8 protein-coding genes, 4 tRNA genes and 3 other RNA genes are annotated in these 12,653 nt (G+C 52.5%); 3 read left to right on the top strand and 12 right to left on the bottom strand.

The annotated features are described in order from the left end of the window. The first annotated feature begins 392 nt into the window (after positions 1-392). Positions 393-1,601, top strand: coding sequence for an HD domain-containing phosphohydrolase (locus P2G53_RS07260; RefSeq protein WP_275815700.1), 1,209 nt, complete (start codon positions 393-395; stop codon positions 1,599-1,601). A 144-nt stretch (positions 1,602-1,745) separates the two neighbouring features. Here the strand turns inward: P2G53_RS07260 and P2G53_RS07255 are convergent. From P2G53_RS07255 to P2G53_RS07220, 8 genes are all read right to left on the bottom strand, one after another. Then, positions 1,746-1,875: non-coding RNA, RtT sRNA (locus P2G53_RS07255), on the bottom strand. A 52-nt stretch (positions 1,876-1,927) separates the two neighbouring features. Beyond that, positions 1,928-2,057: non-coding RNA, RtT sRNA (locus tag P2G53_RS07250), on the bottom strand. 52 nt (positions 2,058-2,109) lie between these two features. Next, positions 2,110-2,239: non-coding RNA, RtT sRNA (locus P2G53_RS07245), on the bottom strand. 52 nt (positions 2,240-2,291) lie between these two features. Beyond that, positions 2,292-2,367: transfer RNA gene (locus tag P2G53_RS07240), tRNA-Lys, on the bottom strand. Positions 2,368-2,397: 30 nt separating this feature from the next. Then, positions 2,398-2,473 (bottom strand) — tRNA-Lys (locus P2G53_RS07235). Positions 2,474-2,481: 8 nt separating this feature from the next. Then, positions 2,482-2,557: transfer RNA gene (locus tag P2G53_RS07230), tRNA-Asn, on the bottom strand. Between the two features lie 27 nt (positions 2,558-2,584). Continuing rightward, positions 2,585-2,672, bottom strand: a tRNA-Ser gene (locus P2G53_RS07225). 187 nt (positions 2,673-2,859) lie between these two features. Continuing rightward, complete coding sequence (locus P2G53_RS07220; protein WP_275815698.1) at positions 2,860-4,635, bottom strand: acyl-CoA dehydrogenase; 1,776 nt, start codon at positions 4,633-4,635, stop codon at positions 2,860-2,862. A 186-nt stretch (positions 4,636-4,821) separates the two neighbouring features. Here P2G53_RS07220 and P2G53_RS07215 point away from each other — a divergent pair, with 186 nt between their 5' ends. Continuing rightward, on the top strand, positions 4,822-5,658 hold the full coding sequence (locus tag P2G53_RS07215; protein WP_275815696.1) for a S1-like domain-containing RNA-binding protein: 837 nt from the start codon (positions 4,822-4,824) through the stop codon (positions 5,656-5,658). A gap of 57 nt (positions 5,659-5,715) precedes the next feature. On the opposite strand, the gene P2G53_RS07210 is transcribed toward P2G53_RS07215, so the two are convergent. The 3 genes from P2G53_RS07210 to P2G53_RS07200 form a co-directional block, all read right to left on the bottom strand. Next, positions 5,716-7,962, bottom strand: coding sequence for an EAL domain-containing protein (locus P2G53_RS07210; protein ID WP_275815694.1), 2,247 nt, complete (start codon positions 7,960-7,962; stop codon positions 5,716-5,718). 143 nt (positions 7,963-8,105) lie between these two features. After that, a complete protein-coding gene (locus tag P2G53_RS07205; protein ID WP_275815692.1) occupies positions 8,106-9,140 on the bottom strand; it encodes a succinylglutamate desuccinylase/aspartoacylase family protein in 1,035 nt (344 codons plus the stop codon). A gap of 8 nt (positions 9,141-9,148) precedes the next feature. Next, complete coding sequence (locus P2G53_RS07200) at positions 9,149-10,633, bottom strand: glutamate--cysteine ligase (protein WP_275815690.1); 1,485 nt, start codon at positions 10,631-10,633, stop codon at positions 9,149-9,151. Between the two features lie 224 nt (positions 10,634-10,857). On the opposite strand from P2G53_RS07200, the gene P2G53_RS07195 reads away from it, so the two are divergent. After that, positions 10,858-12,024, top strand: a complete 1,167-nt coding sequence (locus P2G53_RS07195; RefSeq protein ID WP_275815689.1) for a PilT/PilU family type 4a pilus ATPase — start codon at positions 10,858-10,860, stop codon at positions 12,022-12,024. A 38-nt stretch (positions 12,025-12,062) separates the two neighbouring features. Here the strand turns inward: P2G53_RS07195 and P2G53_RS07190 are convergent, their stop codons facing one another. After that, positions 12,063-12,635: a DUF3365 domain-containing protein gene (locus P2G53_RS07190; protein WP_275815686.1), complete on the bottom strand. Its 573-nt coding sequence runs from the start codon at positions 12,633-12,635 to the stop codon at positions 12,063-12,065. Positions 12,636-12,653 lie beyond the last annotated feature (18 nt).

Here is a 12,653-nt window from a genome sequence, read left to right as displayed (position 1 = left end):
GCCAGCATTACCCGCTCCGCTGTTATTGGCCACACCCTGCTTGGCTAAAACTCACGGCGAGTAAGGTTCTCAGCCTATTCGCCGATAAACTACGTATTGCTTAATTTCACATCACCACGACTGCATTGTGCGTGGTTGGCGCTTTTGAGGGTGACTTGTCTATCAGAGAAGGAGGGTTGGTAGTCTTTGAAAAGCCGCTTAGCGTGTCAGAACAAGGTTTCTCTCGCGTCGTGTGACTTAAGCGTAGATATCCTGAGCAATAAACTGACAAATAGTGAAGTGGCTTAAACAAACGTAAGCCAATAATAAAGGACAGTCTTTCTGACATCCCTTACCTGGCAGCAAGCTATTGATTATGTTGACTATTAGTAGTTTAGAGTGGTGAAAAAAGCGTGTCAGAAGCTATTAAAAACCATGATGAAAAAATACTTACTGCCGATGATCTCGAAGTAGGTTTTGTTTTACCTTGGGATTTATATTCCGCCAATGGATCAATGCTGCTCTCAAAAAATCGAGAAATTAAAAGTCAGCAACAAATTGAGCAACTGATTTCTTACGGCGCCAGATTTTATGAACAAAGCACACTAGAAATCACCGCTTCCGATAACGAACACGCAGAACTCTCAAAGAAACACCCCGCTGAGCCCCCCGTCAGTTTTCTTATTATCCAACAGCTTGCAAAACAGTTAGAAATCGCTTTTTCCCTGCTGACAGATGAAAAAGACAGAACGTTTGCCAATAAAATTCTCAGAATTGCGTTAGATATTCAGACAGCCTGTATGGAAAATGCCAATGCCATGATTGGCAGCATACAGCTCACATCAGAAGCAACGCATAGCGTCTTGCATCCATTGCATAATGCAATCCTCTGCGAGGTCTCCTATTCCCGAATAGGCAAGGGGCCTCTAGAACGCTTACAGGTGGTGGCGGCAGCATTGACCAGCGATATAGGCATGCTGGCGATCAAGGAACAAGTGCATCAGCAAGCTGAGCCGCTTACCCCCGAACAAAAAGAAATTATCAATAATCATCCAAACAAATCCCGTGAAATGCTGGAAAAGAAGGGCGTTACGGAAACCTGTTGGCTTGATGCCGTTCAACAACATCATGAACGAGTCGATGGTAGCGGCTATCCCTCTGCAATCAGTGGTGAAAACCTGATAACAGAAGCTAAATTAATCGCCATTATCGACAACTATACCGCGTTAGTGAGACCCCGCCCCTACCGGGACCGTATTACCCATAAGGATGCGTTGCGCCAGATGCTGCAACAAAGGGGCAATTCTATTGACAGTGAATTGGTGCGTTTGTTTATTAACAGCATTGGCATTTATTCACCAGGTAGCATGGTGAAGATGCAAAGCGGCGAAATAGGCATAGTCACAACACTGACTTCGAAAATTGATCAACCTGATGTTTTGCTTATTACAGATACCGACGAAAAACCTCTTAATCAGCCTTCCCACGTCAAATTGACCAACGAGGGCTATGTCATCAGCGCTATGCTCTGTTCTCAGAAATATAAGGCGCTATTGGAGAACCTGGGCACCATCTGGCCCATGCGCCACCCTTTGGCGCTTCAATCAGAATACGTTTATTGATGCACAGTCAGCGGGGAGTTGTCTCGCCACACCCGGCTCGACTCGAACCTCCCTTCGGGTACGGTTCTCATCCAATACGGCTGAAGATCAGTGCAATCCTGAATTTGAGGCACAAAAAAACCACCTCAAGGTGGCCTGGAAAAGTGGTGGGTCGTATAGGATTACTGACGCCCTGCGGGCCAGCGTCGCTCGCTCCGCTGTTGTCTCACCGCACACGGCTCGACTCGAACCTCCCTTCGGATACGGTTCTCATCCAATACGACTGAAGATCAGTGCCATCCTGAATTTCAGGCACAAAAAAACCACCTGAGGGTGGCCTGGAAAAGTGGTGGGTCGTATAGGATTACTGACGCCCTGCGGGCCAGCGTCGCTCGCTCCGCTGTTGTCTCACCGCACACGGCTCGACTCGAACCTCCCTTCGGGTACGGTTCTCATCCAATACGACTGTAAATCGGTGCCATACCGAATTTCAGGCACAAAAAAACCACCTGAGGGTGGCCTGGAAAAGTGGTGGGTCGTATAGGATTACTGACGCCCTGCGGGCCAGCGTCGCTCGCTCCGCTGTTGTCTCACCGCACACGGCTCGACTCGAACCTCCCTTCGGGTACGGTTCTCATCCAATACGACTGAAGATCAGTGCCATCCTGAATTTCAGGCACAAAAAAACCACCTGAGGGTGGCCTGGAAAAGTGGTGGGTCGTATAGGATTCGAACCTATGACCAATTGGTTAAAAGCCAACTGCTCTACCGACTGAGCTAACGACCCAACAGGTTCACGAATGTCTCGTGTAAGAAGTGGTGGGTCGTATAGGATTCGAACCTATGACCAATTGGTTAAAAGCCAACTGCTCTACCGACTGAGCTAACGACCCACTTGAAGTGGCTCCCCGAGCTGGACTCGAACCAGCGACCAATAGATTAACAGTCTACTGCTCTACCAACTGAGCTATCGGGGAACTGCTTGTTACATCCTTTGCATTTAATGGCGGAGGGATAGGGATTCGAACCCTAGGGCCCTCTCGGACCGCTGGTTTTCAAGACCAGTGCTTTCGACCACTCAGCCATCCCTCCGCAACAAAGGATGGGCGCGTATGTTACCCGAATGAGCTTGAGTGTCAACTGATAAGAAGGGGTTTTTACGAAAAAACCGGGGCGATTCGCAGACACCACCCCAATCAGACAGGAAGTTCAGAAAACACCCATAAATTCAACACCTTTCGTCGGTTAAAAAGTATACGAAAGCCGGGCTTTAGGGTTCTTAGAAACCGCTTTCATCCATGGCCATCAGGGTAGCAGCCCCCGCTTCAATCGCCCGCCTTAAAGCAGAGGTACGAGGCAATAGATGTTCCGCGTAAAAACGGCAACATAGACGCGTGTTATGCAAAAACTGGGGATCTTCTGCCTGCATCCGTTCGGCATCTAGGCTGAGCATGGCAGAACGCAGCAGAACCCAGCCGCCACAAAGGTAACCCAACAACATCATCAGGTTGACACTGACCGCACCAGGCAGATCCTGGTCATCCTGAACATGCTGTGCCAGATAAAGCAGTGCCTGCTGGCTATCCTGCAATGCCAGCTGCATCGCCTGCACCTCTGTAGCCAACTGAACGGAATCAGCCTGTTTCACATCGTTGTGAATTTCAGCCAGTAGCGCTTTCACAGCCTCACCCTGATCCATCAGGATTTTGCGACCCACCAGATCCAGTGCCTGAATCCCGGTGGTGCCCTCATATATGGTCAGGATCCGCGCATCTCGGACATGCTGAGCGACCCCGGTTTCTTCGATATACCCCATCCCCCCATGTACCTGCAGCGCCAGCGAGGTGAGCTCCTGCGCCATTTCAGTCAGCCAGCCCTTAACGATAGGCGTGAGCAGTTCAGTGCGGGACAGATGTTGCTGTTTTTGCTCCGGCTCTGTGGTGTATTCGGTGAGATCAGCTTCTGCTCTGGCAACATAGGCCAGTGCCCGCATCGCCTGCAGGCTGGACTTCATCTGCATTAGCATACGTCGAACATCAGGGTGATGAATGATGGTTACCCGGCTGCCATCGGTAAGGGTGCCCTGTATCCGCTCTTTCGCAAAGGCGACCGCCTGTTGATAGGCCCGTTCAGCAATGGCCAGTCCCTGCAGACCCACCGCCTGCCGGGCGTCATTCATCATGGTAAACATATATTTCAGACCGGCATGGGGTTCGCCGATCAGATAGCCCACGGCACCGGCATTTTCACCATACTGCATGACACAGGTGGGGCTGCCGTGAATTCCCAGTTTGTGCTCCAGCGCCACCGCCTGCACATCATTCAAGGTGCTGCTGAGGCCATCACCCTCGGGCAGATACTTGGGCACCAGAAACATCGAAATACCCTTAACTCCGGGCGGTGCATCTGGCAAACGAGCCAACACCAGATGGATGATATTTTCAGCCATCTGATGATCACCCCAGGTTATAAAAATCTTCTGACCAAACAGCCGGTAGTGATCGCCCTCTGGCTGCGCACGGGTTTTTATCGCCGCTAGGTCAGTCCCGGCATCCGGCTCCGTCAGGTTCATGGTACCGGTCCATTCACCACTGACCAGCTTAGGCAGGAACTGCTGCTGGAGCTGCGGCGAGGCGTGATGCAACAACGCGGATACCGCCCCCTGCGTCAGCAGAGGACAGAGTGCCCAGGAAAGGTTGGCTGATTGCCAGATTTCGTTAATCGCTACTGACAGCGAATGGGGCAGCCCCTGTCCGCCAAAGGCCTCGGGCGCAGCAACCGAAGGCCAGCCATTTTCAACGTACTGGGCATAGGCTTCTGCAAATCCCGGTGGCTGGATCACCCCACCCTGTTCCATTCGCGCTGGGTGAGTGTCTCCGGCTCGATTAAGGGGCGCCAGTACCTCTTCCCCCAGCTTCGCCGCTTCGGTCAGTACAGATTCAGCCAGCCCCTCAGCCATATCACCCAACCCGGCCTGCTCAAAAATAGAATCAATGCCTACCAGATGCCTGAGGACAAACAGCGCATCCTGCTGCGGAAAGCGATAATCACTCATGACCCAATCTCCAAAAGCGCTTTCTTTAAGGGTTGACCATGAATCACCCGCGGCCAATGGCAATAAGTGTCAACATTGCTGACAAAACAGTGCAGTTGGACAGATTTACTTTCTTCATTGGCATTCAGCAGGGATAATTAGAACATCAGCCGGCATCTTCGCCTGCGACAACTTTCAGGAATCACCATGGCAACACTGGGTCAGTTCAATACATTAAGAGTCACCAGAAGGAAGGATTTTGGGGTGTACCTGAATGCCGGCGAACTGGGTGAAGTTTTGCTGCCCCGCAGCCAGTGCCCCACTGATCTTGAGATCGGCGAGAGCATCCGGGTATTTCTCTATCTGGACAGTGATGATTACCTGATTGCCACCACCGCCCGGCCGCACGCCTGCGTCGGCGACTTTGCCATGTTGCGCGTAGCGGAAGTGAATGACACCGGTGCGTTTATGGATTGGGGTTTATCCAAACAGCTGCTGGTGCCTTACAGCGAACAGAAACCGCGTCCACTGACAGTAGGCAAGCGGTATCTGGTACACCTGTACATTGACGCCGCCAGCGAGCGCATTGTTGGCTCGACCCGTATTGATCGTTTTCTGGATAAAACCCCGGCCGATTACAAAGCGGGGGATGCCGTAGATCTGGTGGTTGCCAATCGCACCGAACTGGGCCAGAAAGCGATTATCAACCAGCAGCATTGGGGCATGGTGTTTCAGAGTGACCTGCTGCAACCGCTCTACCCGGGCCAGCGGATTCAGGGATACATCAAAGAGGTACGAGAAGACGGCAAAATCACCCTCAGTCTGCAGAAACCGGGTTACGGCCGGGTGATCGATACCACCGAAAAAATTCTCGAAATGCTGAGCGAGCAGGATGGCTTTTTACCGGTGCATGACAAGTCATCGCCGGATACGATTTTTCAACTGTTTGGTATCAGTAAAAAAGCCTTCAAGATGGCGGTGGGTGCATTGCTTAAGCAGGGCAAAATTGAGCTATGTGCCGGGGGTATCCGGCTTACGCGCTGAAACACGCCCCGGTATACAAGCTGAGCTTGGTGGATCAACAATAATCCGAACTCAAGTTCAGCTGAGTTCCACTGCACTTTGCGCCTGACGGGGCAGGCAGAATTCGATGAAGTCATCCAGTGGCATCGGACGTCCCAGCAGGTAGCCCTGAATATAATCACAACCCAGTGTCGCAAGCAGTGCCTGCTGCTGCATGGTCTCAACTCCTTCAGCCACCACCTGAATCCCCAGCGTCTGACCCATTTTGATCATCACTTCGGTCAGGGTACGCATCTGCGTATCATGCAAGATCCCCGACACAAAACTGCGGTCTATTTTCAGGAAATCCATAGGATAATCGCGTAGATAACTGAGTGAAGAGTAGCCGGTACCAAAATCATCAATGGCCACTGCGACACCTTTACTGCGCAGGTTACGGATCACTTTGCGCTGCTGTTCATTATCATCCATTAACAACGATTCGGTGATTTCGAAAATCAGATCCGCGTTGTTCATGCGGTTTTGTTCCAGAATATCGAGCCAGTGCTGCTCACAGTCACGGCCAAAAAATTCGGCCGGTGAACGGTTCACCGAGATACTCATGTTCACGCCTTTATCCTGGAACGACTGATAATCGTGACAGGCCTGCTGTAAGACCCAGTCTCCCAGATTGCGGATCACACCGGTTTGTTCAGCCACCGGTATAAACTCAGCCGGAGAGATCAGGCCTTTTTCAGGGTGGTGCCAGCGTATCAAGGCCTCACATTTATGGATCTGACCGGTCTTCAGATGCTGAATGGGCTGATAATAGAGTTCAAACTGATGAGTACGGATCCCTTCCAGAATCTCGTTGTGCATCTCCACATGCCGGCTCATCTCAAGGCTGATCGCTTCATTGAAAAACGCGATGCGATTGCGACCGGCACGTTTCGCTTCATCTTTGGCTCGGGTCGCGTTGAGCAGGAGGGTTTCTTCATCCTCGCCGTCCAACGGAAACATGGAGATACCTAAGCTGATGGTGATGGAAAACCGCTCATCATCCATCTCATAGGGTTCTATCAACTCCCGCTGCAGATTTTCAGCCAGCAGCTCTGCCTGCGCAGGAGAATCAATATCCTGCAGCACCATAATAAATTCATCGCCGCCCAGACGCGCGACCAGATCATCCGCACGCACAGTGCGGCTCATACGCCGGGCAAAACTTCGCAACACCCGGTCACCCATCGCATGACCCCAGCTATCATTGACTTCACGGAAGAAATCCAGATCCAGGTTAAACACCGCAAAACCGGAACCCTGTTGCCGGTGTTCCTCAATCAGACTTCTGAAACGCGCATTAAAATAGCGCCGGTTGGGCAACCCGGTCAGGCCATCAAAGTTGGCCCAGAAGCTGGCATTTTCCACGGCCATCAACCGTTCGCGGTAGTTGGCGCTGATCAGATACGCCGCCACACCCGCTAAAACACTCAGCACCACAGAAATCAGCCACCAATACTGGGTTTTCTGATATGGCAATTTCCATCCATTTTTGGGGATCGCAGCTAACTGCCAGCGTAAATTCGGCAACACCACATCCACCATGGCGGCGTCCGCCCCGAACACCGCTGCATCGCCCAGCATCACTTCAGTTTTCTGACCATCCATCTGGCGTGTTCGCAGGGCAACCTTCATACCCCAGAGGAAGGAATCAATGCCTGCCGCTTCAAGCATTTTCTCCATATTCAAAACAACTGCCACCACGCCCCACAGCTCGGATTTTTTACTGCCCGAATAAACCGGGATACGTCCGATAAACTTACGCCCGCCCTGCACCAGATTGATCGGCCCGGTCAGCGTAATGTCATCGTTATAAATGGATTCCATCACCCCTTTGAGCTGATCGGGCTGGTTACGGTAGTTCAAGCCGATCGCCGCCTCATTCCCCTCCAACGGGTACACATCACTGACAATCAGGCTGGGGGCCAGCGCAACATGACTAATGGCGGGATAATAAAACAGATACTCAGATACCAGACTGGCGAGCTCTTCATGTGTAATGTCAGGATTGATGCTGATTTCAGCGCGTAGGCCACGCAGCACCACAAGGTTGGAATTGACTTCACCCTCCAGACGGGCACCCAGGGTGAGCAGATGAACGTTTGCCTGGTTTTTCAGGGTTTCGAGCTCATGGTCTGTTTCGGTTTGTACCACCAGCGCAGCAATGGTAAAGACGGCGAAGCCGATTAACAGACCAATGGCCAGCGGCCAGTTTGTGAGTTGGCGCAGACTATTACGCAGAAATGTTACAGCGGCGGAAAACCGCCTGAACCGAGTGGTCTGAGCCACTTTGTTCATATCCTGCATACAACCCCCAAATGAAACACAATCCTAACCTGTCTGGTCGGCCGAACTTTTCACTCCTTGATCGTTACGTGCCGACAAAAACCTTTAAAAATCAGCCTAATTCCGAATGCATTCAGCTGACAGCATCATGTATACAGCATTTCGTGCTCGCTCTCCATCGCTGCGTAAAGGAGACAGTCAGAAACCGCAATTTCTGGCCGGGTGGTGATCATAAAAAGTTTCAGGGCCCGCCGGGTCAGCAGCTGATTTCCCGTGATATGAAAATACTGCTCAAACACATCTTCCCCCGCGGCATTACGTACCCGCATGGCACTGCGCCGATCCTGACCAACCCAGCCTATCACAGTCCCTGCCTCAACCAGCTCAAAATTATAGCGATCCAGATCGGGTGGTATGGTCAGGTCAGTGCCCAATACATAATGTTGCGCATAGGCGATGGCAGCGTCCCTGCTCAGCTCAAGTCGCACCGGGTGGTGGTAGAGATCAATCTCACAACCGGGGGGCAATTGCAGCACCTCTTCATCATGCAGATAGCGTTGCAATCCGGCGCGAGCTATCTCATCTGCCGCCTGATCCATCGCTCCGCCACACTCCACTGTCACCACAGGGCAATGCTGGGTACTGGTTTCCATCAGCGCGCCAAGTCGCAGGTTGGTGACAATCAACCGATTCGAGAACAGCGCAACCAGAGCCTCATGGGCACTGTCCTGCAGCGTCACCACGCCAAAGTCGGGGCTGTGTCCTGAAGTATTGTGCATATCGATCACACACTCAGGCTCAAACTCTGCTAACAGCGCCAGTATCTCTTCAGCCAGCAGGCCGGGTTCATCATTGTAAGGGGGCAAAAAGCAGCGATTCATATCGCGCTGCCCAACAAACGTGCGGTGAGTAAAAATTGGTTCAGACAGGGCCGCCAGTACAGAGGGTATAAAACAGATCAGGTTATACAGCGGCTTTTGTTGTGTCAGCAGCCAGGCATGCAAGGCTTTCAGGCCGGACGGTTCATTGCCGTGCAGCAGGGTCACCAGCCCGCGGCAGCGATCAGTGCGTTGACCTTCAACGAAGATCATCACCGGCCCGCCCATCTGCCGCAAAAACATCTCCGGGGTAGGTGCGATTTCGTCGATGCCTGGATTGATCAGTTTACGCAGTCTCAACATAGTCCCTCTCAATGTCCCCACTCAGCGACCGGCAGATTGGCCTGCTGATGTATTCTGTAGTTTTGCACCATCTTCACCAGTGCAGCATGTGACTGCAGCGTGCGACATAACCTGTGATATTCACCCCGCTGCCAGATGGCACCATTAGTGCCTGTCTGCAGACGTTTCTCAATGATACGCAGCTGAGTTTCTATCTCGCCCGGCTCAACCTCAAGTGACAACAGCCCCTGACGGGCAACCGGTATCAGACTGCTGGCAATCTCGACAACGGACTGTTTGGTCAGGCCGTGGGGGGGGTCGGGATTGGGCCACATTAATTCGGCTTTAAGACTGCGGCGCGCTGCAGTTTCAAAATTGCTGCGCAGTGTACTGAATGGCAGTGCCGGGATAATGTCATTGATCCGGTGTTTAAGGCCCGCAGCGACACCCAGATAAAAAGCGGCATTAGCTGCCATATCACAGGCAGAAGGCCCCGCCGGCAACGCCCGTATCTCAATCCTGAGGTGACCTCCCTGCGCCGGGTCATACACCACCCGGTTCCAGGGCCAGATGGTACCGGCATGCAGGCGTAACTCGTCCAGCTTTGGTACACCGCCCTGCCCGGCCACTAACAGACTGTCTTCAGTACCACTGACCGGCAACAGCGGCTCATGCAGGTGCACCATCTCGGCAAATAACTCATAGGCCCCTTCTCGCACCCAGCCGCTGCCAAAATCAACGCGAGAAGGCACGCCGCGCTGAGACTCTTCCGCCGAACGCCCATCTATCGCCTGCTGAAACAGCGGCACCCGGGTTTCATGCCAGAGCTTATGTTCCAGCATGAAGGGTGAATTTGCGGCCAGCGCCACCATCACAGGCGTCACCAGTTGCAACGTATTGAACAGATCGGCGAAGCTGTCCGGCGATACCTTAAAATGCAGCTGGAACGAAGTATTGGCCCCTTCCAGCGTCACATCCCGCGCCCGTAATGAAAGCGGTTCATCACCATCAATGTGGATAGAAAACATACTGCCGCGTTTTGCCGCCAGCGCGCGGGACAGGGCGGTAAAGCGCCGCTCATCCGTCATCGCATGCGGACCGAAGTCACTGCGTTTAAGCGTTGGCAGAATACCAATTGGCAGGACACTGCCCTGCTCCGGCAGCAACAGTTCATTCAGATGGGACATAGCCAGCTGCATCTCCCGCTCCAGCAGGCTGAAGGGTCGGTCGGCAGCAAATACCGGCGTCAGATTGTATTCAATGTTGAAACGATTGAGTTCCAGTGCCAGCTGGGGATGGCCACTGCGCTCAAGCAGGGTACGATTCAGCGATAGCGGACGTGTTTGTTCGTCCACCAGGTACATTTCGAGTTCCGCACCTATCGACACCTCACCGCAGCCAAAATCCGGCCGTTGCAGAACCTGCTTGAGGCTTTGCAGATTATCCAGCAGTCGCGACTGGAACGTCTTGTATTCACTCTCAGTGAAGCTGACCGTTTCAATTTGCTGTCCCATCCGGCATAACCCTCTGCGATGGCCACTGTATAAGCGTAGTCCTAATCTTAAAGCAGACCCAAGCCTCAAGGTTCAGCCGTCCGGCCCGATATAAATGAGGATTTTTTGCTACTGCACCAAACTGAGTTAAAGTTATTATTTCAGGGCTCCCAGAGCCGTTCTGAATGCCACCGGGTTTTCTTATCACCACTGCACTCACCCGGCTCGATACAGGAAATGAACACATGCAGTTTCGGGACTACCTGACACTTCTGGCCACACGCGATGGTTCTGATCTCTACCTTTCAACGGGCGCGCCACCCTGCGCAAAGTTTCAGGGCAAGCTGACCCCGCTCAGCAAAGAACCCTACAAGCCCGGTGATATCGAACAGATCGCCCGTAGTCTGATGGATGAGCAGCAACAGCTGGAGTTTGACGAAGAGCTGGAGATGAACCTGGCTTACTCCATCCCACAGGTCGGCCGCTTTCGTATCAATATTTTTAAACAACGCAATCAGTACGCGATCGTGGCGCGAAATATCAAAACCGAGATTCCACAAATGGAATCACTCGGCCTGCCACCGGTACTGAAAGATGTGATCATGGAAAAACGCGGGCTGGTGCTGTTTGTCGGTGCCACCGGTTCCGGTAAATCCACCTCTCTGGCAGCGCTTATCGACCACCGCAACCGTAACAGCGGGGGCCATATCATCACCATCGAAGATCCGGTGGAGTATGTGCATAACCATCGCAAATCGCTGATCAACCAGCGTGAGGTGGGTGTCGATACACGCAATTTTCATAACGCACTTAAAAATGCGCTGCGTCAGGCACCGGATGTCATTCTGATTGGTGAGATCCGTGACCGGGAAACCATGGAACACTGTCTTGCCTTTGCTGAAACCGGCCACCTGGCCATCTCAACCCTGCACGCTAACAATGCGAACCAGGCGCTGGATCGTATCATTAACTTCTTCCCACAGGACCGGCATAAGCAGGTTCTGCAGGACCTTGCGTTGAACATCAAATGCATTGTGTCTCAGCGTCTGATTCCGACACTGGATGGCAAACGCTGTGCTGCTATCGAGATCCTGCTGGGGACCTCGACCGTGCAGGAAAAAATCATGAAGGGTGATATCAAAGGCCTGAAAGAGATTATGGCCGGGGGCGAGACGTCCGGTATGCAGACCTTTGACGATTCTCTGTTCCAGCTCTACGAAGCGGGCACCATCTCGCAGGAGCAGGCGATTATCAACGCCGATTCCGCCAATAACATGCGGCTACGTATGAACCTGACCAGTTCTGCAGATGAACCAGGCACTGAAAGCACTGCCACGACTCAGGACAGTGTCAGCGTACCTGATGAAGATAATCCTCTGGCGGGTATCCAGCTACTGGATGACGACGAATAAAACATTAAGGCCGGTTATCCGGGATAACCGGCCAATGTTCAGAACGTTTTTTGCAGGGTAAACGCGCCACGCAGATCGCCCTGAGCAAATCCCCGTGCCTCATCTTCAGGATAGAGACCATCCAGCACTGCTGTAACCTCATTTGAAAGCTCTGCACCATGACAGGCCAGGCATTTATCCGCTACCGGTATCGCTTTCATCATTCTGAAGGTACGACTGCCATCTTCGCCCACCAGCACCTCTGAGTAAGCCAGCGTTTGCAGATCCGCCCCTGCCTCTGCCTTGGCCTGAAAATCTTCAAGCACAGCCACTTCCCAATTGTCCGGTGCGTTTTCGGGATTACGCAGTTTCAGACTGGTACGGCCAATCTGCCATTCAGAACCTTCCGTTGTGGCCGCCGTCAGGGGTAATGCCTTGAGATTACAGACCTGAATACCGTCAGCCGGACCGCCCTGAGCAATGGCTTTCTGAAGCTCTCCCGAAAGGCTGGTTGCGAGATTTTTGATCAATACTTTGGCTTCTCCCTGCAACGCCGGGATATCGATGAGTTGCGGATCTGCCACTGCAATTCCGCTCATGAACAGCACAGCGAAATAACCGATGGATTTCATAACTTTTCCTCTCAACAC

The organism is Neptuniibacter sp. CAU 1671 (assembly GCF_029222905.1).
GTDB lineage: Bacteria > Pseudomonadota > Gammaproteobacteria > Pseudomonadales > Balneatricaceae > Neptuniibacter.
The sequence above is the reverse complement of the archived record's forward strand: the minus strand, read 5'-3'. Positions and strand labels throughout refer to the sequence as shown.